The 22,943-nt window shown below is 64.6% G+C and carries 24 protein-coding genes and 1 tRNA gene; 17 read left to right on the plus strand and 8 right to left on the minus strand.

Going from position 1 to position 22,943, the window contains the following annotated elements:
* The first annotated feature begins 4 nt into the window (after positions 1 to 4).
* Entirely contained in the window at positions 5 to 616 is a 612-nt protein-coding gene (locus GA0061098_RS07455; RefSeq protein WP_091955661.1) for a pyridoxamine 5'-phosphate oxidase family protein, read from the plus strand.
* 491 nt (positions 617 to 1,107) lie between these two features.
* Positions 1,108 to 1,311, plus strand: coding sequence for a hypothetical protein (locus GA0061098_RS07460; RefSeq protein ID WP_091955664.1), 204 nt, complete (start codon positions 1,108 to 1,110; stop codon positions 1,309 to 1,311).
* On the opposite strand, the gene GA0061098_RS07465 is transcribed toward GA0061098_RS07460, so the two are convergent.
* The 4 genes from GA0061098_RS07465 to GA0061098_RS07480 all read right to left on the minus strand — a co-directional run bounded on the left by GA0061098_RS07465 (position 1,312) and on the right by GA0061098_RS07480 (position 4,959).
* Complete coding sequence (locus GA0061098_RS07465; RefSeq protein ID WP_091955667.1) at positions 1,312 to 1,815, minus strand: DUF6496 domain-containing protein; 504 nt, start codon at positions 1,813 to 1,815, stop codon at positions 1,312 to 1,314.
* A 67-nt stretch (positions 1,816 to 1,882) separates the two neighbouring features.
* On the minus strand, positions 1,883 to 2,665 hold the full coding sequence (locus tag GA0061098_RS07470) for an alpha/beta fold hydrolase (RefSeq protein ID WP_091955670.1): 783 nt from the start codon (positions 2,663 to 2,665) through the stop codon (positions 1,883 to 1,885).
* A 4-nt stretch (positions 2,666 to 2,669) separates the two neighbouring features.
* Positions 2,670 to 3,965, minus strand: a complete 1,296-nt coding sequence (locus tag GA0061098_RS07475) for an O-acetylhomoserine aminocarboxypropyltransferase (protein WP_091955672.1) — start codon at positions 3,963 to 3,965, stop codon at positions 2,670 to 2,672.
* Between the two features lie 202 nt (positions 3,966 to 4,167).
* The gene (locus GA0061098_RS07480; RefSeq protein ID WP_165637215.1) at positions 4,168 to 4,959 is read right to left on the minus strand and encodes an IclR family transcriptional regulator; all 792 of its coding nucleotides are present in this window, start codon (positions 4,957 to 4,959) and stop codon (positions 4,168 to 4,170) included.
* A gap of 127 nt (positions 4,960 to 5,086) precedes the next feature.
* Between GA0061098_RS07480 and GA0061098_RS07485 the strand changes: the two genes are divergently transcribed.
* The 7 genes from GA0061098_RS07485 to GA0061098_RS07515 are packed head-to-tail and all read left to right on the plus strand — an operon-like array spanning position 5,087 to position 11,396.
* Positions 5,087 to 6,052 (plus strand): Bug family tripartite tricarboxylate transporter substrate binding protein, encoded by a 966-nt coding sequence (locus tag GA0061098_RS07485; protein ID WP_091955678.1) that lies wholly within the window; start codon positions 5,087 to 5,089, stop codon positions 6,050 to 6,052.
* Positions 6,053 to 6,055: 3 nt separating this feature from the next.
* On the plus strand, positions 6,056 to 6,673 hold the full coding sequence (locus tag GA0061098_RS07490; protein WP_091955680.1) for a flavin reductase family protein: 618 nt from the start codon (positions 6,056 to 6,058) through the stop codon (positions 6,671 to 6,673).
* Positions 6,674 to 6,717: 44 nt separating this feature from the next.
* Positions 6,718 to 7,578, plus strand: coding sequence for a fumarylacetoacetate hydrolase family protein (locus GA0061098_RS07495; RefSeq protein ID WP_091955682.1), 861 nt, complete (start codon positions 6,718 to 6,720; stop codon positions 7,576 to 7,578).
* A gap of 3 nt (positions 7,579 to 7,581) precedes the next feature.
* Positions 7,582 to 8,385: a 2-oxo-hept-4-ene-1,7-dioate hydratase gene (gene hpaH / locus GA0061098_RS07500; RefSeq protein ID WP_091955683.1), complete on the plus strand. Its 804-nt coding sequence runs from the start codon at positions 7,582 to 7,584 to the stop codon at positions 8,383 to 8,385.
* A gap of 25 nt (positions 8,386 to 8,410) precedes the next feature.
* Complete coding sequence (locus tag GA0061098_RS07505) at positions 8,411 to 8,803, plus strand: RidA family protein (protein WP_091955686.1); 393 nt, start codon at positions 8,411 to 8,413, stop codon at positions 8,801 to 8,803.
* Positions 8,804 to 8,815: 12 nt separating this feature from the next.
* Positions 8,816 to 9,691 carry an amidohydrolase family protein gene (locus GA0061098_RS07510; RefSeq protein ID WP_091955688.1) on the plus strand — a complete coding sequence of 292 codons (876 nt, stop codon included), beginning with the start codon at positions 8,816 to 8,818 and terminating at the stop codon, positions 9,689 to 9,691.
* Positions 9,692 to 9,719: 28 nt separating this feature from the next.
* On the plus strand, positions 9,720 to 11,396 hold the full coding sequence (locus GA0061098_RS07515) for a tannase/feruloyl esterase family alpha/beta hydrolase (RefSeq protein WP_245323186.1): 1,677 nt from the start codon (positions 9,720 to 9,722) through the stop codon (positions 11,394 to 11,396).
* A 29-nt stretch (positions 11,397 to 11,425) separates the two neighbouring features.
* Here GA0061098_RS07515 and GA0061098_RS07520 read toward each other — a convergent pair whose 3' ends face one another.
* A complete protein-coding gene (locus GA0061098_RS07520; protein WP_091955689.1) occupies positions 11,426 to 12,433 on the minus strand; it encodes an LLM class flavin-dependent oxidoreductase in 1,008 nt (335 codons plus the stop codon).
* A gap of 419 nt (positions 12,434 to 12,852) precedes the next feature.
* Between GA0061098_RS07520 and GA0061098_RS07525 the strand changes: the two genes are divergently transcribed.
* The 3 genes from GA0061098_RS07525 (at position 12,853) to GA0061098_RS07535 (ending at position 14,676) form a co-directional block, all read left to right on the plus strand.
* On the plus strand, positions 12,853 to 13,341 hold the full coding sequence (locus tag GA0061098_RS07525; RefSeq protein ID WP_091955691.1) for a peptidase associated/transthyretin-like domain-containing protein: 489 nt from the start codon (positions 12,853 to 12,855) through the stop codon (positions 13,339 to 13,341).
* 12 nt (positions 13,342 to 13,353) lie between these two features.
* Complete coding sequence (locus GA0061098_RS07530; protein WP_091955693.1) at positions 13,354 to 13,992, plus strand: ferric reductase-like transmembrane domain-containing protein; 639 nt, start codon at positions 13,354 to 13,356, stop codon at positions 13,990 to 13,992.
* A 198-nt stretch (positions 13,993 to 14,190) separates the two neighbouring features.
* Positions 14,191 to 14,676 carry a cyclic nucleotide-binding domain-containing protein gene (locus tag GA0061098_RS07535; RefSeq protein WP_091955695.1) on the plus strand — a complete coding sequence of 162 codons (486 nt, stop codon included), beginning with the start codon at positions 14,191 to 14,193 and terminating at the stop codon, positions 14,674 to 14,676.
* Between the two features lie 123 nt (positions 14,677 to 14,799).
* Here the strand turns inward: GA0061098_RS07535 and GA0061098_RS07540 are convergent, their stop codons facing one another.
* The 3 genes from GA0061098_RS07540 to GA0061098_RS07555 form a co-directional block, all read right to left on the minus strand.
* The gene (locus GA0061098_RS07540) at positions 14,800 to 16,008 is read right to left on the minus strand and encodes a DUF418 domain-containing protein (RefSeq protein WP_091955696.1); all 1,209 of its coding nucleotides are present in this window, start codon (positions 16,006 to 16,008) and stop codon (positions 14,800 to 14,802) included.
* Between the two features lie 1,918 nt (positions 16,009 to 17,926).
* Positions 17,927 to 18,277, minus strand: coding sequence for a RidA family protein (locus GA0061098_RS07550; RefSeq protein WP_091956016.1), 351 nt, complete (start codon positions 18,275 to 18,277; stop codon positions 17,927 to 17,929).
* 63 nt (positions 18,278 to 18,340) lie between these two features.
* A tRNA-Thr gene (locus GA0061098_RS07555) sits at positions 18,341 to 18,415 on the minus strand.
* Positions 18,416 to 18,731: 316 nt separating this feature from the next.
* Here GA0061098_RS07555 and GA0061098_RS07560 point away from each other — a divergent pair.
* The 5 genes from GA0061098_RS07560 to GA0061098_RS07580 all read left to right on the plus strand — a co-directional run bounded on the left by GA0061098_RS07560 (position 18,732) and on the right by GA0061098_RS07580 (position 22,765).
* Complete coding sequence (locus tag GA0061098_RS07560) at positions 18,732 to 18,920, plus strand: hypothetical protein (RefSeq protein WP_091955700.1); 189 nt, start codon at positions 18,732 to 18,734, stop codon at positions 18,918 to 18,920.
* Positions 18,921 to 18,945: 25 nt separating this feature from the next.
* Positions 18,946 to 20,652 (plus strand): FAD-dependent oxidoreductase, encoded by a 1,707-nt coding sequence (locus GA0061098_RS07565; protein WP_091956017.1) that lies wholly within the window; start codon positions 18,946 to 18,948, stop codon positions 20,650 to 20,652.
* A gap of 127 nt (positions 20,653 to 20,779) precedes the next feature.
* Positions 20,780 to 21,088, plus strand: coding sequence for an EthD family reductase (locus GA0061098_RS07570; RefSeq protein WP_091955701.1), 309 nt, complete (start codon positions 20,780 to 20,782; stop codon positions 21,086 to 21,088).
* Positions 21,089 to 21,280: 192 nt separating this feature from the next.
* The gene (locus tag GA0061098_RS07575) at positions 21,281 to 21,790 is read left to right on the plus strand and encodes a hypothetical protein (protein WP_091955703.1); all 510 of its coding nucleotides are present in this window, start codon (positions 21,281 to 21,283) and stop codon (positions 21,788 to 21,790) included.
* 150 nt (positions 21,791 to 21,940) lie between these two features.
* Positions 21,941 to 22,765: an alpha/beta fold hydrolase gene (locus GA0061098_RS07580; RefSeq protein WP_091955705.1), complete on the plus strand. Its 825-nt coding sequence runs from the start codon at positions 21,941 to 21,943 to the stop codon at positions 22,763 to 22,765.
* The last annotated feature ends 178 nt before the right edge of the window (positions 22,766 to 22,943 follow it).

The following is a 22,943-nucleotide window of genomic DNA, read 5'->3' on the forward strand; positions in this document are numbered from 1 at the left end:
CGGAATGTCGGTGATTGAAACGATCGAACAGCTGGAGGCCATCTACGGCGCCACCAACGACGCCTCGACCGTGAAAGTCGCCGACCACGTCACCCCGCTCTACCGCGTCTTCATCGAGAAGGCGCCGTTCGCCGCGCTTGCCACCATCGGCCCCGAGGGCATCGACTGCTCGCCGCGTGGTGATTTGCCCGGCTTCGTCCGTATCCACGATCCCAAGACGCTGATGCTGCCGGATCGCCGCGGCAACAACCGGGTCGATTCCCTGCGCAACATCGTGCGCGATCCCAGGGTGTCGTTGATGTTCCTGATCCCCGGCTCCGGCAATGCGGTGCGTGCCAACGGCCGCGCCCATCTCTCGATCGATCCGGAGCTGCTGGCATCGTTCAAGGTCGAGGGCAAGGCGCCGCGCAGCGTCATGGTGATGAAGGTCGACGAAATCTACTTCCAGTGCGCCCGCGCCATCGCCCGCTCTGACCTCTGGAATCCCGATAAGCGCATCGATCCCAAGACGCTGCCGACGCCCGGCCAGATCCTCGCCGAGATGAGCGACAACAAGGTCGGCGGCGCGGAGTACGATCGCATCTGGCCCGAGCGCGCCGCCGCGACGATGTGGTGAGAACTTTCTTCCCCTCTCCCCTTGTGGGAGAGGGTGGCTCGCCGCATAGCGGCGAGACGGGTGAGGGGGTTCTCTCCGCGCGCTAGTCTCGCTCATTTGAACCTGCGGAACGAACCCCTCATCCGGCGCTTCGCGCCACCTTCTCCCACAAGGGGAGAAGGAAGAGGAGCGAGCCGCGCGAGATAAATCCGGCTGCCACCGCTCACCGTGGGAGAAGCGCTCCAGCGCGCTCACGGCAAATATGGATGGCCATTTCATTGACCTGACGCGCCAATCGCTTGATATTCGGAGCCTCGAAACTGCTCTCCGAGCTTGAAGCCGCGACATGAAAACCGAACACCAGCGCAATCCCGATGACATGCAAGCCTGCATGACGCGGCGCTGTGTCTCGGTCGCAACCGGCGCCTGTTGTTGTTGCTGACGGCCTTCTAGCAACTCCCGCACGAAGAATCTTCAGACAGGAGCGCCGGAATTCCGGCGAACGAGCAGTCATGTCTCACACCCAGTCGAACGCCTACATCATCGAGATCCACGACCGTGCCGCGGGCATCGTCACGAGGGATGCCCGCGGCTTCCGCTTCTTCTCCTCCGAGCGCCTGTTCGACAGTCTCGAAGGCCGCCAGTTCCGCTCGGCGCGCGAAGCCGAACGCGCGGCGCGGGCCGTGTTCTCGGAGCGTCGCAATCGCCTGAGCTGATCACCTCCGGCGGCGTGCCCTGGTGCGGGCCGCTTTCTTCGCGGCAGCGGAGCGGGTCTTGGCGCCCTTGGTCTGGCTCGCCTTCCGCGCGGCAGCTGAACGCGACGCCGCGGTTCGCCGGTTTGCGGCTCGCTTGCTCTGTTTCGACAGCGCGCTGCGGGATGCGGTGGAGCGCGGCTCCTTCTTCAGGACCTTCTCGATGGCGCGCGACACCTTAGGCCGGCGCTTCGGCGTGCGTTTGCCTTGGCCGACCTCGTAAGCATATTTGGCGCTGCGGCGTGTCGATGCCTTGGTTCGCCCCTTGCGCGGCGGCGGCAGATCGACGCCGGCGCGGCGTGCCTCGGACAGGCCGATCGCGATGGCCTGCTTGGTCGACCGCGCGCCGTGCCTGCCCTTCCGGATCCTGTCGATCTCGTCCTTGACGAATTCGCCGGCCTGCGTGCTTGCCGATTTGCCCGCGCGCTTGTCCTGCTTCGCTTTGCGGATCACTTCTTGTCTTGGCATGGGTGAGTTCCCTCAAGATGTCCAGGGATGTCTCACCGCAACGCGCCGGATGATCGATTGATCCTTCTCAGTTCCGCAAGGCCGCCAGCAGTTCGTCCGGCCGCTCGGCCATGATCATGTGGCCGGCACCCGGTACCACGACGGTCTTCGCATGCGGGATGGCAGCGGCAAGCGCCTTGCCTGCCTTCGCCGGGGTCATCATGTCCCGTTCGCCGAGAATGAGCGTCGTGGGCACTTTGACAGTCGCCGCCGCGGTCAGCGCATTCGCGTAAGCATTGCAGGCCGACAAATCCCTGAACAGCACGCCGGGCTCGCAAGACCTCAGCACCGCCTGCGCGCCACCATGCATCCACAGGCCGGGCGCGAGACTGCCGCCGAGCTCGGCGTTGAAGCCGAGGCCCCAGATCGAGACCATGTCGTTGGCATCCTGGGAGTTGGCCTCGGCGGCCTTCAGCAGATCCGGGCCGACCGTCATGGTCGCGGCGGTGCCGATCAGGCTCAGCGCCGAAACCTTGTCGGGATGCCGGGCCGCCGTCTCCAGCGAGATCAGCGACCCCATGGAATGGCCGATCAGATGCGCCTTCGCGGCTCCTGCCGCATCGAGCAGCGCAGCGGTCCAGTCGGCCATCTCGGCGATGCTGCCGAGCGAAGGTCCGCTGGAGCGGCCGTGACCGGGAAGATCCGGCGCCAGTACGGAAAAACCGTGATGGGCGAACCAGCGTGTATGCAGCGCCCAGGTCGAATGGTCGAAGCCGGCGCCGTGGAGGAAGACGACCGCGGGCAGGGACTTGTCGAAGTCGCGGCCGCCGGTTGCGACGAACACCTCGATGCCGTTGACGGAAAGCTTCATGGTGTCAGACCTTCTGCGAGATGCGCAGCGCCTGCGCGAGATCGTCGATAATGTCGCTTGCGGTCTCGATGCCGACCGACAGCCGCACCAGCTCTTCGCCGATGCCGGCCGTCTTGAGCTGCTCGGCGTCCATCTGCTGATGCGTGGTCGACGCCGGGTGGATCACCAGTGTCTTGGCATCGCCGACATTGGCGAGGTGGCTGATCATGCGCAGCGATTCGATGAACTTGCGCCCCGCAGGGCGGCCGCCCTTGATGCCGAAGGAGATGATCGAGCCGGCGCCGCGCGGCAGCAGCTGTTTGGCGAGCTGATAGTCCGTGTGAGTCTCCAGCGAGGGATGCAGCACCCAGTCGACGGCTTTGCTGGATTTGAGTGCTTCCAGCACGAGATGCGTGTTCTGCATGTGACGGTCCATGCGCACGCCCAGCGTCTCGACGCCCTGCAACAGCTGGAACGCGTTGGTCGGCGACAGGCAGGCGCCGAAATCGCGCAGGCCCTCGGTGCGCGCGCGCATGATGAAGGCGGCGGTGCCGAACTGCTCGTCGAAGACGATGCCGTGATAGCCGCCATAGGGCTCGGTCAGCACGCCGAACTTGCCGGATGCGCGCCAGTCGAAGCGGCCGCCGTCGACGATGGCGCCGCCGATCGCGATGCCGTGGCCGCCGATCCATTTGGTCGCCGAATGCATCACGATGTCGGCGCCAAGCTCGACGGGCCGGCTGAGATAGGGCGTGGCAAAGGTGTTGTCGATCAGCAGCGGAATTTTTGCGTCATGTGCGATCTGAGCGACCTTGGGAATGTCCAGTACTTCCAGCCCGGGATTGCCGATGGTCTCGCCGATCACGAGCTTGGTGTTCGGCTTGATCGCTGCGCGGAACGCATCGAGATCGCGCGGCTTCACAAAGCTAGTGGTGATGCCGAAGCGCGGCAGCGTGTGCGCCAGCAGGTTGATGGTGCCGCCATAGAGCGAGCTCGACGCCACGATGTGATCGCCGGCGCTCAGCAGCGTCGCGATCGCCAGATGCAGCGCGGCCATGCCGCTCGCGGTGCAGATCGCGCCGACGCCGCCCTCCAGCGCGGCGAGCCGCTCCTCCAGCACGCCAGTGGTCGGGTTGGAGATGCGCGTATAGATGTGGCCGGCGCGCTCCAGGTTGAACAGCGCCGCGGCGTGGTCGGAATCCTGGAACACGTAGGACGTGGTCTGGTAGATCGGCACCGCGCGGGCTCCGGTCACGGGATCCGGATGCTGGCCCGCATGCAGGCTCAGGGTCTCGAAGGCAGGCGGTTTTGGCGCGGGCATGCGGGGGCCTCGTTGGTCGGTCGGCGGAGGGGGCGTTGTGCCATAAAATCGCGCACGAAGTCAGCCCATTGACTCTCCACAAGAGGTCGTCATGCCCGGGCCTCCACGTTCTTTGTACTAGGGAGGAAGACGTGGATGGCCGGGACAAGCCCGGCCATGACGCTGTAGCAGCATGCGCGCACCCAACTTCTACCGTCCGCGCCTAACCCCCGATCGCCTGCTCGATACTCCGCGCCTCCCGCAGCAAAATCTCCGCGACCTCCTGCTCGCGGCGGGGGCCGAGCCTCGTCCGAACCGCGGAGACGGTGATGGCCGCGGCCGGTCGCCCATCCGGGGTCTTGATCCAGGTCGAGATCGATTTCGTGCCCTGCACGAGGCCGATCTCCCTCAGGCCATATCCCAGCCGTCGCGCGGCGGTGACCTCGCCGAGGACCGTCGCCACATCGGTCTTGTAAGCCTCGAACCTCTTTTCGTTGGCTGCGACGATCTTTCGCGCGTCCTGCGCCGGCACCGCGGCGAGGATGGCGACGCCCGCACTGGAGACGCCGAGCGGCCGGCGCGCGCCGATCTCGATGGACAGCACCTGGATCGGATAGATTCCGATCCTGCGGTCGACGCACAGCGTGTCATTGCCGGTGCGCACCGTCAGGAACAGCGTGTCGCCGATCTCGGTGGAGGCACGTTGCAGCGACGGATTGGCGGCGATCAGCAGCCGCGACGGCCGCGGCCGTGCCAGCGCCAGCTCCGGCACCTGGTTGCCGACCGCGTAGCGGCCGGTCCGCTCGTGCCGCTCGACGATGCCTTCCTCAATCAGCACGTGGATGATGCGGTGCACGGTCGGACGGGTGAGGCCGATCGCGCGGATCACCTCGGCCAATGGCACACCGTCCTCGCGGCCTGCGGCAAGAATGCGCAGCACCGCGAGCGCGCGCCGGATCGCCTGCGCGCCCTGTCGCGGTGATGTCGCGTTGCGGGCGATTCTCGTCTTGTCCATAATATGGACAAGAACGCCACAATTCACTCGACAGGACAAGCGCGCATCTGAAGATTGCGCCCCGATCGAGCTGCCGTGCGCATCGCCGCACGCGACATGAAATTGGAAGCGCTGCCGGGAGGTTAACATGAGATTAATCTGGATTGCCATAGCTGCCGCCACCGCGATGCTGGCAGGGCCCGCGTCGGGCCAGCAATGGCCCGCCCGCAGCGTCAAGCTGATCGTGCCTTATCCGGCCGGCGGCAATGTCGACAGCGCCGCGCGCATCGTCGCCGACAAACTTCAGGAAAAGCTCGGCCAGCCCTTCATCATCGAGAACAAGGCCGGCGCCGGCGGCATGATCGCGGGCGAAGCCTTCGCGAAATCGGCACCTGACGGCTACACGCTGTTCGTCGGCGCCAACGGCCCGGTGCTGTTCGCAACCGAGATCAACAAGCGTGAAGCCTATAACTGGAAAAAGGACTTCATGCCGATCTCGACCATCTCGATGACGCCGCTGGTGCTCGAGGTGCATCCGTCGGTGCAGGCGACGACGCTGAAGGAATTCCTCGACCTCGCCAAGCGCGAGCCCGGCAAGTTGACCATGGCCTCGCCCGGCCCCGGCACCACCAACCATCTGCTCAGCGAGCTGATGCAGTCGAACCTTGAGCTGCAATGGGTCACCGCGCACTACCGCGGCAATGCGCCTGCGATCAACGATCTGCTCGGCGGCCAGGTGCAGTTCGCGTTCGACCAACTCACGGTCAGCCTTCAGCACATCAAGGCCGGCCTGTTCCGCGCGCTTGCCGTCACCAGCCCGCACCGGCTGAAGTCGCTGCCTGACGTGCCGACATTTGCCGAGCTCGGCTACAAGGACTTTGATGGCCAGACCTTCACCGGCCTGTTCGCGCCCGCGGGCACGCCGGCGCCCGTCATCGAGAAGCTGCACGAGACGCTGGTTGCGATCCTGAAGGATCCTGCCGTGGTCGACAAATTCGAAAAGCTTGGCGGCGAAGCCACGCCGATGACGCCGGACGAGTTTAGGGCATATCTCGAGCGCGAGGACGCCAAGTGGATTCCCGTCGTGCGCAAGGCCAACATCAGGGCGGATTGATCGATGCGGATCGATCCCACCGAGCTCGGGGCCGAGCGCATCTACCGCCTGATGACCGGCATCGTGGTGCCGCGTCCGATCGCCTGGGTGACCAGCCTGTCGAGCAAGGGCGTGCTCAACCTCGCGCCGTTCAGCGCCTTCACCTTCGTCTCGCAGAAGCCGCCGATGCTGGCCATCAGCGTCGGCCGCAAGGGCGCCGACTACAAGGACACCGCGCACAACATCCTCGATACCGAGGAATACGTCATCCACATCGCGGATACCCCGCTGATGTCGGCGGTGCACGACTCATCGGTCGAGCATCCGCCTGAAATCAGCGAGGTCGAGCATCTCGGCCTGGAGACGATTCCGAGCGAGCGCATCAAGGTGCCGCGGCTGGCCGCCGCGCCGGCGGCGATGGAATGCCGGTTCCGGCAGTGCCTCGAATTCGGCGAGGCCAAGAGCCGGCTGATCGTCGGCGAGGTCGTGATGTTCCATTTGCGCGACGGCCTCGTGAACGACGGTAAGGTCGAGACCAAGGCGCTCGACCCGATCGCGCGTATCGGCGGTCCCCGTTACGCCCGCCTCGGCGAGATCGTGACGCTGAACACCGTATTTCAGACGCCCAAATCGAAAGACTGAGCGCGCCGCCTGCCGCGCTGCCCGACACAAATTGGAGAACGACCATGCGACTCCTGAGCTATCTCGCGGACGGAGAGCCGCGTTACGGCGCGGCCGTCGAAGGCGGCGTGATCGATCTGACCAGGCGGATCGGCCGCGACTTCTCCGACGTGAAGGCGCTGATCGCGGCCAACGCGCTGTCCGATGCGCAGGAGGCAGTGGCCGGACAAAACCCGGACTATGCGCTCGACGATCTCGTCCTGCTGCCGCCGGTGCTATCGCCGGAAAAGCTCTGGTGCATCGGCGTCAACTACGCCGAGCGCAATGCCGAGTACAAGGACAATTCGGACCTGCCCAAATATCCCAGCCTGTTCGTGCGCAGCATGTCGTCGATGACAGGCTCCGGTCAGCCGCTGGAGAAACCCAGGGTTTCCGATCAGCTCGACTATGAAGGTGAGCTCGTCATCGTGATCGGGCAGGGCGGCCGTCATATCCCGCGCGAAAAAGCGTGGTCGCACATCTTCGGCATGACCTTGTGCAACGAGGGCACTATTCGCGACTGGCTGCGGCACGGCAAGTTCAACGTCACGCAAGGCAAGAATTTCGATCGCTCCGGCAGCATCGGCCCGTGCATCGTCACGTCGGACGAGCTCGACCCGCGCGGCCCGCACGACATCACCACGCGCGTCAACGGCGAGGTGCGGCAGCAGGATACGACCGAGCGGCTGATGTTCCCGTTCGATTATCTGATCTCCTATCTTTCGACTTTCGCGACGCTGAAGCCCGGCGACATGATCGTGACCGGCACGCCGACGGGGGCGGGCGTTCGCTTCGATCCGCCGCGCTGGCTGAAGGTGGGCGACGTCGTCGAGGTCGAGTCCAGCCGCATCGGCGTGCTGCGCAACACCGTCGCCGCGGAGCAGTAAACGATGCTTGATGCCACCACGATCGAACGGCTTGCGGCGCGCCTGGATGAGGCGGAGCGCACCAAGACGCTGATTCCGATGTTCACGAAGGAATATCCCGACTTCAGCATCGAGGATGCCTACGCCGTCCAGCGCAGCTGGACAAAACTCCAGCTCGGCCGCGGCCGCATCATCAAGGGCCACAAGATCGGCCTGACCTCGAAGGCGATGCAGAACGCGGTCGGTATCTCCGAGCCCGATTACGGCGTGCTGTTCGCCGACATGTTCTATGCCGACGCCACGCCTGTTCCGTTCGACCGCTTCCACGCGCCGCGGATCGAGGTCGAGCTCGCCTTCGTGCTGAAGGCGCCGCTTCGCGGTCCCGATTGCACCATCTTCGACGTGCTCAACGCCACCGACTACGTCACGCCGGCGCTGGAGATTCTTGAAACGCGCATGCACCGCGTCGACCCGGAGACGGGCAAGACGCGAAAAGTGATGGACACGATCTCCGACAACGCGGCGAATGCCGCACTCGTGCTGGGGGGGCGGCCGTTCCGGCCGCTCGATGCGGATTTACGCTGGATCGGCGCGCTCCTGTTCCGCAACGGCGAGGTCGAGGAAACCGGGCTCGCGGCCGGCGTGCTCAATCACCCCGCGAATGGCATCGCCTGGCTCGCCAATCGCCTCGCGCCGCATGACGAGCATCTTAAGGCCGGCGAAGTCGTGCTGGCGGGATCGTTCACACGCCCCGTCGACATCCGCCGCGGCGACACGTTCCATGCCGATTATGGCGCCTTCGGCTCGGTGTCGTGCCAGTTCGTCTGAATCAATAACAAAGAGGAAGCGCACCATGAGTGGTCACACGCGGCGCAAGAGCATCCACATCGGGGGCTTCAAGCACGCCAACCCGATTCCGAACGCCTGCCGCATCGGCAATCTCGTGATGTCCGGCGTCATCCTCGGCCGCGATAACGCCGGCGTCATGCCGGAGAGTCTCGACGCCCAGTGCGCCAACATGTTCGCGCATATGAAGGCGACGGTGGAAGCCGCCGGCGGCACCACGGGCGACATCATCAAGATGACGGTGTGGCTGAAGGACCGCACGCAGCGCGGCCCGGTCAATGTCGAGTGGCTCAAGATGTTTCCGGACGATCATTCGCGCCCGGCGCGTCACGCGCTGCCGATGGACAATATGGACGGCGGCGCGCTGGTGCAGTGCGACTTCACTGCCGTGATCGACTGAAGGAGTTTGCGCATGCCGACCTATCTGCCGTTCGATCCCAATCCGCGCCGCCCGGTCAAGGCCCCGCCGCCAAAGACCGTCGACAGCCAGTTCCACGTGCTCGGGCCCATCGACAAATATCCGGAACGTCCCGGCGCCGCCTACCGCATGCCGACCGCGACCTGGGAGGCCGCGCTGCGCGTCCACAAGACGCTCGGCATCGAGCGCGGCATCATCGTGCAGACCACGACCTACGGTGCCGACCATGCCGTCGTGCTCGACGGCCTCGCCGCGATGGGCCCGAACTATCGCGGCTGCGCCAACGCGCTGGTATTCGCGGAGGCGAACGACGCCTATCTCGCCAAGCTGCATGATGCCGGCGTGCGTGGCGCGCGCTTCAGCTTTCGCCAGGAACTCGGCGCGGTATTGTCGGATGCCGATTTCGCCCGCGCGATCGCCCGCATCCGCGAGCTCGGCTGGTACGTCAAGATCCAGCCCGAGAAGGACGGCATCATGTCGAGCGTCGCCAAATACGAGAATCTCGACGTCCCCGTGCTGATCGATCACATGGCGCGCCCCGATCCGGAAGCCGGCAAGAACGATCCGAATTTGCGCAAGATGCTGGAGCTGCTGGCCAAGGGCAATTTCTGGGTGATGCTGTCGCTCGGCGAGAAGACCTCGAAGGCCGGCGCGCCCTACGACGACGTGATCCCGATCGCGCGCGCCTATATCGAGGCCGCCGTCGACCGCTGCGTCTGGGCCAGCGACTGGCCGCACCCGGTCTCCGTGAAGCAGCCGCCCAACGACGCCGATCTGCTCGAGCTGATGTACCGCTACGCGCCCGATCAGGCGGAGCTGGAGAAGATTCTCGTCCACAATCCGGCAAAGCTGTTCAGCTTTCCGGACTAGTCGGAGCATTCACGGTCGGGGGGGCCGCATGTTGATCGTCTCGGCACGAAGGCTGCATCGTCCGGTTTGGCGGGCAGCGCTCGCTTGCATCGCAAGTGTTGCCTCCACCGCAATCGCAGCAGCAAGCGACACCATCCCGCCCGTGACCGCGTGCGACCGGCTCCACCAGGAGTCCGGTCCGACGATGCGCGTCGGCGAGGCGCAGTCACGTCCGGCGGCCGGCGGGCTGGCCGCCCATTGCGAAGTGATCGCGTATCTTCACGAGCGAACCGGCGCCGACGGTCAGAAGTTTGCCATCGGCCTGCATCTCCGATTGCCGGACGCCTGGAACGGCCGCTTCGTGTTCCAGGGGCAGGGAGGCACGGACGGCGTCCTCGGTAACGGTGATGCGCAGCCCGGCGGCGGCCAGCCGAGTGCGCTCAATCAGGGCTACGCGACGGTTACGACCGACGCCGGCCACAGCAACGCGCCGGGCGCCCTCGGCGGCGCCAGCTTCGGCCTCGATCCGCAGGCACGGATCGATTTCGGTTATCGCGCCGACGACGTCGTGACGCGGCAGGCGAAGCACTTCATCCAGGCCTATTACGGCCGCTTGCCAAAATACTCCTATTTCCTTGGCTGCTCCAACGGCGGGCGGCACGGCATGGTGATCACGCAGCGCTTCCCGGAGCATTTCGATGGCGTGGCAGCCGGCGCGCCGGCGTTTCGAATGCCCGAGAAGGGGCTCTCGGGCGCCGCGGTGACGCAAGGCTTTGCCGCGATCGCACCGAAAGCGCCGGACGGCCGCCCCATCCTGGCGCAGGCCTTGTCCCAGGCCGATATGGATTTGCTCTCCAAGGCGATCGTTCAGTCCTGTGATGCAGCCGACGGGCTTGCCGAAGGCATCATCGACAATGTGCCGGCCTGTCGTTTTTCGCCGCGCACGCTGCAATGTCCTGCCGAGAAAACCGCGAGCTGTCTCTCCGCCGTGCAGGTCGGCGCGCTCGAAAGCTATTTCCAGGGCCCAACCACGGCACAGGGGCGCCGGATCTATGCGTCCTATCCCTATGATTCCGGCGTTGCCACGGAGGGATGGCGGCGCTGGATTCTCGGCACGGCACCCGACAGCCGCGTCAACGCGTTCAACGTGTCCTTTGGCGCGACCCTGGCCTATCTCTACATGACGCCGCCCCACGCGCCGTTGGCGAACGAAGCTGAGGCCGTTTACGACTTCTATCGCTCCGTCGATGTGACGGAAGCCCACGCGAAAATCTTCGGCACGAGCGCGGCGATGCCGGAAAGTTCCGTGCAGACGATCTCCGCGAACTCAGTCGATCTCCCCGGCTTCCGCCAGCGGCGCGGCAAGCTGCTGCTCTATCACGGCGTCAGCGACCCCACGTTCTCCGCGCTGGATACGCTCGACTGGTACACGCGCCTCACGAATGCCGCGGGCGGAGAGGAGACCGCCGACTTCGCCCGGCTCTTCCTCGTGCCCGGCATGAACCACTGCTCGGGAGGGCCCGCCACCGACAGCTTCGACGTGCTGACCCCGCTGGTGAACTGGGTCGAGCAGGGCCACGCGCCGGACAGCATCCAAGCTCGCGCGGGCGCGAAGACGCCCTGGCCGGACCGCAGCCGGCCGCTGTGCCCCTATCCGCGCCAGGCGCGCTATCTCGGCACTGGCAGCATCGAGCAGGCCGAGAACTTCACCTGCGCCGTCCCTTAAGCCGCCGCGACGCTCGCGCTGCGCAGGGCTCACGCCGCCGGCTGCTTCGCCAGCCGATCCCGCACCTGCGCCGCGATCTCGAACGAGCGCAGCCGCGCGGCGTGGTCGTAGATCTGCCCCGTCGTGATCAGTTCGTCCGCGCCCGTCTCGGCAATCAACGCCTTCAGCTTCGCTTCGACCACATCAGGCGAGCCGACCGCAGAGCACGACAGCGACTGGCCGACCATGGCCTTCTCCGCCGGCGACCACAGCGCATCCATGTCGTCCACCGGCGGCGGCAGCGGGCCGGGCGTGCCGCGGCGCAAATTGATGAACTGCTGCTGCAGCGAGGAGAACATCCGCTGCGCCTCCGCGTCGCTATCGGCCGCGAACAAATTGACGCCGATCATCGCGTAGGGCTTGTCGAGCTGCGCCGACGGCTCGAAGCGCGCGCGATATTCGCGCAGCGCCGGCATCATCATCTGCGGCGCGAAATGCGAGGCGAACGCGAACGGCAGTCCGAGCATCGCGGCAAGCTGCGCGCCAAAGGTGCTCGATCCCAAAATCCACAGCGGCACCTTGGTTCCCATGCCGGGTACAGCGCGAATCGCCTGGTTCGGCTGCACATCGCCAAGCAGCGCCTGCAGCTCCAGCACGTCATGCGGAAAATTCTCGGACGTGGTGGCAAGGTCGCGCCGCAGCGCCCGCGCGGTGAACTGGTCGGTGCCCGGCGCCCGCCCGAGCCCGAGATCGATCCGCCCGGGATAGAGCGATTCCAGCGTGCCGAACTGCTCGGCGATGACCAGCGGCGAATGGTTCGGCAGCATGACCCCGCCGGAGCCGACGCGGATCGTCTTCGTTCCGCCCGCGATGTGCCCGATCACCACCGACGTCGCCGCGCTCGCGATGCCCGTCATGTTGTGATGCTCGGCCAGCCAGAACCGCTTGAAGCCCCAGCCTTCCGCATGCCGGGCGAGATCGAGCGAATTGCGGAACGCCTGCGCGGCGTCGCCGCCTTGGCAGATCGGCGCGAGGTCGAGCACGGAGAAGGGGATCATGGGGAGGGTACCGGTGGCAAGGAGTCGTGCCACCACATGTAGTGTCCGTGCGCAGGAAGGGTAGAGCACTTGCGAAACCCATCATGCCATCGAACAAGGCCTCGATGGTGTCCGCATCGCTCGCTTCTCCAAGACGCAGTTCGAGCGGCTCGCACCCCGTTCACAACACTGTTATTGCGACCTCGGGCGCCCGTCGCCTCAACTGGGCGTTTCACGCCTGTTGTTGTATCATCGGCGCTGCCATTGCATGGCGGACTCGTGTCCCGGACGCGGTGCAGCGTGAAACGCTGCTACGCAGAGCCGGGACCCATCAGGCTAGGCCCCGGCTCTGCGGCGCATCACTGCGTGCTGCACCGCGTCCGGGGCACGAGAAATCATCGTACGGCGCGCGATCGCGCCGACCGCCCGGAGGAACTGACATGGCCATTGTCGTATTCAATCGCCGCAATCTCCTCGTCGCCGGCGGCGCCGTTCTGGCAACCGGCTTGCCCGGCCTGCTGTTGCCCGCTCGCGCGAACGGCCTCGCGCCGACCGAAACGATGTCCGGTGGTGCGAACAACTACCGCAAGGGTGCGGCGATCATGGATCGCATCGGCAAGGGTGGCTTCTGGATGAGCGGCACCGTGCGCCGCGCCGGCGACGGGGCTCCGCTCGCCGGGCAGCGTATCCAGATCTGGGCGCACACGACCGAAGGCCAGGAGCACGAGCCGCAGAGCCACGGCGCCACGCTCACCGACAAGGACGGCAAGTTCCGGCTCGAGATGCCGCAGATCATTCCGATCTTCGGCCAGCCGCATGGTCACCTCGCCTATGACAGCGGCGAATTCAAAACCGTCTTCCTGCGGCCGGTGATGCGGAGCGCCAAGGAAACCAGCCTCGATGCGCATTTCGTCCTGCAGCCGGCCTGATCGGGCCAGCGAATGACGGGGTGGAGATCGGCCCGGGCGATCCTGATCTGGGTTGCCCTCGCCCTGGCCATCGGCGTGCCGATCGCCGCTGCTGCGGGCAGCGAGCAACTCGCCTGGCGCGGCCCGGTCTACATCCTCGCCGGATTCGCCGGAATTATCGCGCTCGGTCTCGTGCTGGTTCAGCCGCTGCTGATCGGCGGATATCTGACGCCGCTGTCGGCCTATCGCGGACGGCGTGCCCATCACTGGATCGGCGGCGCGCTCGCCTTCGCGGTGGTGATCCACGTCGCCGGGCTCTGGATCACCAGTCCGCCTGATATGATCGACGCCCTGACCTACGCGTCGCCGACGCCATTCTCGCCCTTCGGCGTGACCGCGATGTGGGCGATCTTCGCCGTTGCGCTTCTAGCTCTTATGCGCCGGCGGTTAGAGCTGCGGCCGCGAACCTGGCGCTTGATTCATATGCCGCTGGCGATCGTCATCGTCGTGGGCAGCGTGGTCCATTGCCTGCTGATCGAGGGAACGATGGAGACGATCTCGAAGGCGGTGCTGTGTGTGTTGGTCCTTGCGGCAACTGCAAAGGTCATGATTAACCTGCAGGTGTGGCGAAAGCGAAGGACGCTGCGCGGGGAAAGTGTCGCGCGGCAGTAGGCTGGATCGTGTAGGATGGGTAGAGCGAAGCGAAACCCATCTCGCTCGGTCTGCAGCGGAAGCTTGATGGGTTTCGCAAGTGCTCTACCCATCCTACGAAACTGCGTCCGTGGCCGACAGCCCCGGATTACGCTAACGCTCCATCCAGGCTACGCCGCTCTGCTTGCCGCAGATAGCGGCGGGGCGTATCTTAGCGCAATGGTTGTCACGGCCCCCGATCTGGAAGCGTTCCTGCTCGCGACGCCGTTCTTCGGCGGTCTTCCGGAGCCAGGTCTCGACCTGCTGATGTCCATGCTGGTCGAGCGCCGCTTCGACGCGGGCGCAACCGTCGTGGCGGAGGGCGAGCCGGGCCGCTCGCTGTTCATCGTCAAATCCGGCCGGCTCGCGGTGAGCAAACGGACGAAGGCGGGCAGCGTCATCCCGATTTCCGTGCTGGAGCGCGGCGACTTCTTCGGCGAGATGACGCTGATCGAAATGCAAAACCGCTCAGCAACGGTTGTCGCGGAAAGCCCGACAGTGCTGTACGAGCTGACCGCCCAAAATCTCTACGCCTGCTACAAGGCCGACATCCACGCCTATGTGATCGTGCTGCAGAACATCAACCGCGAGCTGTGCCGGCGGCTGCGTCGGGCGGATGATCGGTTTGCCCGACGTGCGGCGGGTAACGAAATTGATAGTGCGTAGGATGGGTAGAGCCCTTGCGAAACCCATCATGCTTCGTCACCACTCCGAAAGGATTTGATGGGTTTCGCTTCCGTCTTCGCTCCTTGGCTACGGCGGACAAGTCGCTTGACCCATTCTACGGACTTAGGCCGCCCGTTGGCCCGAGTCGTTGAGCCCGGCCCGTAGAAGCGGCTGTGGCGTGCCGTACATGAGCGTTCGCCATAACCATTCGACGGGACCATATCGGTGCCGACCCAACCACCATCCGCTGAAGATGACCTGGGCGACGTAGACCACGAGCCCGATCGCGAGCGCTTCGGCGGCGCCGAGATGACCGAAGAGCCCAAGGCCGTAGCCATAGAAGATCCACCCGAAGATTACGGATTGGGCGAGATAGTTCGTGAACGCCATGCGGCCCAGCGGCGCGGCCCAGCCCAGCAACGCGTTCCCCCTGGCCGAGCTGGCGATAGCGATGATGATGGCACCGTAGCCGAGCGCAAGCAGGATCGTGCCTGCGGGAGTGGCCAGTACGCCGAAACTCGTGCCGGCCATCGCGTTCCCTGCTCTCAACAGGATCATGGCTGCACCGAGACCAACGCAGCCGGCCCCCGCCGTGAACAGGAGGACGTGATTCGGCTTTTGCAGGACGCCGCTGCGCCACACAAATGCACCCAATAGAAACAGGCCCAGGGTGCGAGGGAAGACATAGATGTGCAGCGGGAGGATCAAAGCGATTTCGCGAAGCCGGAACGCCAGCACCTCACCGAAGTTTCCAGTTGCATAGACGCGGTTCGCCTCTTCCACATTGCTTTGGATCGACGCGAGGCTGGGGAACAGCCCAGGCGGCGACCATACCTGCATCGTCAGGTAAAGCCCGAGAAACGCGGCCGCGCCGGCCAGCAAGAGCCAACGGGGACCAAACAGGAACGGCAGAACGACGAGACCTGCTATCGCATATGCGGTGAGAATGTCGCCATTCCAGATCAGGCACAGGTGAATCAATCCGAATATCAGCAATACGAGGAGACGGCGAAACAACAGAAGCGCGCGACGCGAGTTCGCCGCAAGATGCTCAAACTGGATTGCGAGTCCCACGCCGAACAGGAGCGAGAACAGCGCAAAAGCCTTCATGTCCACGGCCAGCATCAAGACCGTCTCGACAGCTCGATCCAGGGACGATGCAGGCAGTGCAGCCGGCAGGAAATGCTGGAAGATCGAGACGCGGAATTCGGTAACCAGGTTGATCGCCAGAACGCCAAGCAGGGCCACGCCACGAAGTGCATCGATGCTTTCGATGCGGTCGGAAGGGCTTATGGGGCCGGGGAGGCTTTCGTGGATCGGAGCGTAGACCATTGTGCCACGACTATAGATTGTGGCGCGGGTTTGGGCACCCTCATTTCGCCTATGGCCCCCTGCACCGGTGCTCTACGCGCAGAACTCTTCGCGCGTGGGATGGATAGCGCACCTGCGAAACCCATCATGCTTCGTCACCACCCGAAAGGATTTGATGGGTTTCGCTTCCGCCTTCGCTCCTTGAGCTACGGCGGACAAGTCGACACCGATCCTGCGAGCCGGTGCCTTGATACGGCTACAGCAACGCCATCGCGTGCAGCGAGTTTCTATGAAAGCCGAAGGCAACGATGCCGGAGAGCAGCAACGCAATCCCAGTCACGATCAGGCAACACGCAATCACTATCGGAGCCCCTGGTTTTCATCATCCACGGCAAAGACGATAATAGATAAAATTTTACCGACAATCGAAAGGAAGGATTAACCTTACCTGCGCGGCCAAACCGGCCGGAGCTCGGTATCAGCGCGTAGGATGGGCGGCGCGCAGCGAAACCCATCGTGCCTTAGCCCGAACAAACGGCTGCGCGGACGGATGAGCGGTTCGCGGCACTGCAGATGAATGGCCGAAAATGGATGGTGCGCAGGGGACAGAGCCGCTGCGAAACCATCATGTTTCGCCACGGAGATCGGCCTCGACGGATCTTGGCAGTCACGACTTGTCGTGCGCGTACTTCTCCAAGACCAGCCGATTATACTCGTCCCTGACGGCCCTGCGGGAAATATGTCCCTTCCGGTCTTTGGCGATTTTCAGAAGATCAGGGTCGGTCGGTGCCTTCGATTTCCGCCGAAATCTCGCAAAGAGAGGGGTCGTCGGCTCCGACATCCTTACAAACAGGCGGTCGAACCATCCCATTGTGTCCTCCCGGACAGGCCGCGAGCTAAAAGACTATCACCATGAAACGAGGGGGCAACGTACAGTGCGACGGCATCTTTTCAAAAAAGCGCGCCAGCACACAGTTTGCAGCGGCCGCACGCTTGAGCGACACATGCCAAGCGTCTGGCGCCTCGGCCGTCCGCGAAAGCGTGACCTGCATCGGGTCAAAACCCGATACTAACCGCAACGCTTCTGACCCGTCGGGCAAAACACCCAAAATCCGTCAATCCCTCCCCGCAAAAATATTCCACTTTACCGAAATTCGGAATTGCGGCATATTCCCGCCATCCCGGCCCGATGGAGAGGGGCGATCGTACGTCGCAACGAACGTGGGCCGGGGTGCGGTGGACGCGGCTGCGTCGGGCACGGGAAGGCGGGACCAGGGCGGGTTAACCCCGTGAGGTCCTTCTCCGTGTGACGAACGGCGCTGTCGCGTACGGCTAAACCATGTGGTCCTGGCTGTCGTTGCTACAGCCAAGCTTTCGCGAAGATGCATCGGCCGACCGGACGTGGTGCATCGCCTTTCGCGAGGTGACGGAGGCCAGAAGGAACTCGGCTCCGGGGAGAGCAGGCATAAGCCGTCAACCCATCGCGCAGGGAAGGCCGGGTGTTTTCCGGCCCACCTGTTTTCCGCCTGCGCATTTGCGTGTGCAAATTCTTCGCGCAGCGGGTCATGGGTGCCAGCCGGCACCCGGTCTTCCCTGCGCCCTCTTCAAGGAAGAGGGTCAAGGAAAGCAGCAAAACTCGCACGCTTCGCGCCGCGAGAGCGTTGCTTGATGTGTGAACGCTGGAATGAACCGACGATCCGCCTCGCAGGTCGCGTGTCTCAGCGACGCTGGGAGCAATCGCAAATGAAACCGACTTCCCTTGCGGCCATCCTTCGAGACGCCCGCCGTTGGCGGGCCCTCAGGATGAGGACAGAATGCGTGGCTGCAGGCTCCACGAGCTTCGATGCTGCTTAGCCTCATCCTGAGGAGGCGCGTAAGCGCCGTCTCGAAGGACGAGGCGCGCGCTCAGGTCGCGCAAAATCCCATCTGCAACGGCTGCTCAGCGGCGGGCGGCGATCGCCGTCAGCTCCAGCTTGACGCCCGGGCCGAGATCCGCGACGCCAACGGCCGCACGCGCCGGCAGATGGGCCGCGGTGAAATAGCGCTTCCACACCTGATTGAACGCCGCCTTGTCGGCGAGATCAGCCACAAAGATCGTCACCTGCAGAACGCAGGAGAGATCGGAGCCGGCCCCATCGAGCAGGGTCTTCAACTGGCGCAGCACATCGTCGGCCTGGCCCGTCATATCGAGCCCCGCATCTTCAGGGACGATGCCGCCGAGATAAAGCACGCCATTATGCTCGACGATCTCGTGGAGCAGTCCTTCATAGGGCAGGGAACGTGTGATCACGATCGCATCCATGGGTGTTGCGGGCTCGCTGCCAAATGGAGCTCTCGCTTCAATGGGGAAAAATGGTGCTGCCAGACAGGATTGAACTGTCGACCTCTCCATTACCAATGGAGTGCTCTACCACTGAGCTACGGCAGCATGTGCTGGTGAAGAATCGGGCGCCCGAGGGGCGCTACCAAGCGGGCCGATATCTGCCACAAGCCCCCCTCCTGTGCAAGCTTGCTAGGCCCGTCAAACCGAGAAAATCGAGCCGATATCGAGGGCAAAATGCCCGTTTTGGCGCGAAACCACCGACTTTCCGGCGATTCGGGCTCCAATATCCCCCGCCAACTGGCCAGTTGCCCCGGGCCTCGGATTCGATCCATTTCGCGTTTCGCACGAATGGATCGCGCTCGCCTCTTGAGCTGTCGCCATTCGGTGGCATCCTGCCGCCGACCGTTGTGATGGACCCGTGATGGCTGACGAAACCGACAAGAGCACGAACCAGGCGAGGACGTCCCGAGACGACCGCCTGAAATCGGCGCTGCGCGAAAACCTGAAGCGGCGGAAGCTGCAGGCGCGCGAACGCGCCGCAAGCACTGACCCCTCGCAGAACGACGATAGTTCCCTAAATGAGGGGGCCGCTGGGAAAGCCGGCACTTAAGAAATTTGAATGAGCGAGCATGACGATGGGGCAGAACGGACAGCAACCAACCGGTGACGAGGCGCTGATGTCGCGCTTCACCCGCCCCGAGCAGACTTTTCCGGCGCTGACGCCGGCCGAGATCGAGCGCATCAGGCATTTCGGCGAAGTCCGCAGCTACGCGGACGGCGAGTTCCTGTTCGAGACCGGCAAGCCCGGGCCCGGCATGTTCGTAGTGCTGAAGGGCCATGTCGCCATTACCCAGCGCGATGGCCTCGGCCATGTCACCCCTGTCATCGACCAGGGGCCGGGGCAATTTCTGGCCGAGCTCAGCCAGCTCTCCGGACAGCCGGCGCTGGTCGACGGCCGCGCCGAGGGCGATGTCGAGACGCTGCTGTTGCCGCCGGACCGGCTGCGCGCGCTGCTGGTCGCCGAGGCTGATCTCGGCGAGCGCATCATGCGCGCGCTGATCCTGCGCCGGGTCAATCTGATCCAGGGCGGCATTGGCGGCCCGGTGCTGATCGGACCGTCGAACTCCGCCGGCGTGGTGCGGTTGCAGGGTTTTCTCACTCGCAACGGTCAGCCGCATCATCTGCTCGATCCCGATCGTGATCCCGACGCGGGCGAATTGATCGCGCGTTATTCGCCGAAGCCCGAAGACTGGCCGCTGGTCGTCGCCGCAAGCGGCGCGGTGCTGCGCAACCCCAGCGAGACCGAGCTTGCCCGCGCCATCGGCATGATCGGCGGCGCCAAGGACGGCCGCATCTACGACGTTGCGGTCGTCGGCTGCGGACCGGCCGGGCTCGCCACCGCCGTGTATGCGGCGTCCGAAGGGTTGTCCGTCGCGGTGCTCGACATCCGCGCCTTCGGCGGCCAGGCCGGCGCCAGCGCGCGCATCGAAAATTATCTGGGCTTTCCGACCGGCATCTCGGGCCAGGCGCTGACTGCGCGCGCCTTCACCCAGGCGCAGAAGTTCGGCGCCGACATCATGATTCCGGTGACGGTGAAGTCGCTCGATTGCACGCGCAAGGACGGCGCATTCGCGGTGGCGCTCGACGGCTGCGATCCCTTGCGCTCGCGCGCGGTCGTGGTTGCGAGCGGCGCGCGCTATCGCCGGCCGGAGATCGCGAACCTCGACACGTTCGAGGGGCGCGGCGTCTGGTACTGGGCCTCGCCGGTCGAGGCGAAGCTGTGCGCTGGCGAGGAGGTGGCGCTGGTCGGTGCCGGCAATTCGGCCGGCCAGGCCGCCGTGTTCCTGTCGGGGCACGCCAAGAAAGTCTTGATGATCATCCGCGGCGGCGGCTTAGGGGCCAGCATGTCGCGCTATCTCATCGAGCGCATCGAAGCGACGCCGAACATCGAATTGATGTTCAACACCGAGATCACAGCGCTCGAGGGCGACGAGGCCGCGCTGCTGCGGCGCATCCGCTGGAAGAGCCGGCTGTCCGATGACGAGGATTTTTCCGACATCCGCAATCTCTTTCTGTTCGTCGGCGCCGATCCCGCCACCGCCTGGCTTGACGGCTGCGGCGTGACGCTCGATCGCGGCGGCTTCGTCGTGACAGGCGCGCAGTCCGAGCAGAACCAGGGCAGGCTGGTGGCGCCGCTGGAGACCTCCGTGCCGGGCGTCTATGCCGTCGGCGACGTCCGCTCCGGCTCGGTCAAGCGCGTCGGTGGCGCCATCGGCGAGGGCGCGCAGGTGGTGGCCTCCCTGCACGGCTTTCTCGGCGACGCCGCAAAACCGGCGCTTTAGTCAAGGACAAGACAAGCGAATGGCAAGTCGAATGAGGCTTGCCATCGTGCCGCGTCCTGCGGACTATCGCGGCACCCGCGAGGCGTATCGCCCGCGGAACGAACAAGAGATCAATCGGGAGGACTAAATGGCTGAAGTCGTCGTGCTCTACAAGACACCCAAGGATGCTGCCGCCTTCGACAAGTACTACGCCGAGACGCACATTCCGCTCGCCAAGAAACTTCCCGGCCTGAAGAAATACGCCGTCAGCAAGGGCCCGGTCGCATCTCCCGCTGGTCCTTCCGGAATCCATCTCGTCGCCATTCTCACCTTCGACAGCGTGGCCGACATCCAGGCGGCCTTCGGCAGTCCGGAAGGCAAGGCCACCGGCGCCGACGTGCCGAAATTCGCCAGTGGCGGCGCCGACCTCTTGATCTTCGACACCAAGGAAGTGTGAGGCTCGATTCGACTTTCGTCGAAATCTGCCGTCGTTTGTGACAGCGGTGCAAAAAATTCAGCCATGCGTTTGTCGATTCGCACGATGACGCATGGCTTCGCACATGCATGTGACGACAACGCACGTGGCAATCCCATGAGGGTCGTAATACTACTCTCCTGACTTCAACGCTGGAAGAGTAGGAGAGATGTCATGGTCCTCGGCTTGAGCTTGCCCGCCCTCACGTTGGTCCATGTCGTCATCAGCCTGATCGCCATCGCCGCCGGCCTTGTCGTGATGTTCGGCCTGCTCGGGTCGAAGTCGATGCCGGGCCTCACCGCAATCTTCTTAGCTTTCACGATCCTGACCAGCGCCACCGGCTTCCTGTTTCCGTTCGAGAAGCTGCTGCCCTCGCACATCATCGGCATCATCTCGCTGGTGCTGCTCGCCATCGCCTGCTTCGCGCTGTACGGCATGAAGCTCACCGGGGCCTGGCGCCCGGTCTACGTCGTGACCGCGATGATCTCGCTGTATTTCAACGTCTTCGTGCTGGTCATCCAGTCGTTCCTCAAGGTGCCGGCCCTTGCCGCGCTCGCGCCGGCCGTGGCGCCGGCGCCGCCGTCGGGTCCCGTGTTCGCGGCGGTGCAGGGCATCGTGCTGGTGTTCTTCGTCGTGCTCACCATCGGCGCCTGGCGCCGCTACAAGCCGATGGCGTTGGCCTGATCACCGACATCCGGTCGTCATTCCGGGGCATCGCGCAGCGATGAACCCAGGTGCGCAATCGCGCACCTGAGAATCTCGCGCAACAATCTCCAGATTCCGGGTTCGCGCTCACGCGCCCCGGAATGACGTCTCTCACTGAAGGAGCAATCCATGCCCACCATCACCACCAAAGACGGCGTCGAGATCTTCTACAAGGATTGGGGCAGTGGCCAGCCGATCGTGTTCAGCCATGGTTGGCCGTTGTCGGCCGATGACTGGGACGCGCAGATGATTTTCTTCGCCAACAACGGCTATCGCGTCATCGCTCATGACCGCCGCGGCCATGGCCGCTCGTCGCAGGTTTCCGACGGCCACGACATGGATCATTATGCCGACGACCTCGCGGCCGTCACCGCGCATCTCGACCTCAAGAACGCCATCCATGTCGGCCATTCCACCGGCGGCGGCGAAGTCGTGCACTACATCGCGCGCCACGGCGAGAGCCGGGTGGCGAAGGCTGCGATCCTGTCCGCGGTGCCGCCGCTGATGCTGCAGACCGCGGCCAATCCCGGCGGCCTGCCGAAGAGCGTGTTCGACGATCTGCAGAAGCAGCTCGCCGCCAGCCGCACGCAATTCTATCGCGACCTCCCTGCCGGCCCATTCTACGGCTACAACCGTCCCGGCGCAAAGCCGTCGGAAGCGGTGATCCAGAACTGGTGGCGCCAGGGCATGATGGGTGGCGCCAAGGCGCACTACGACGGCATCGTCGCGTTCTCGCAGACCGACTTCACCGAGGATCTGAAGAAGATCAACGTGCCCGTGCTGGTGATGCACGGCGACGATGACCAGATCGTGCCTTACGCCGATTCCGCGCCGCTGTCGGCCAAGCTGCTGAAGAAGGGCACGCTGAAGACCTACAAGGGTTTCCCGCACGGCATGCCGACCACGCACGCCGAAACCATCAACGCAGACCTGCTGGCGTTCTTCAGGGAGTGAGCAGGATGACTCTTATCCCCTCTCCTCGCGGAGACGGGTGAGGGATCTCTCTCCGCGAGTCCGGAATCGTAGGGTGGGCAAAGGCGCACTTGCGCCGTGCCCACCACCTGCCATTGATTACGAAGAAGACGTGGGCACGCTTCCGCCTTCGCTCTGCGAGCTACGGCGGACGAGTCGC

Origin of the sequence: Bradyrhizobium shewense, from assembly GCF_900094605.1 — a bacterium.
Classification (GTDB): domain Bacteria; phylum Pseudomonadota; class Alphaproteobacteria; order Rhizobiales; family Xanthobacteraceae; genus Bradyrhizobium; species Bradyrhizobium shewense.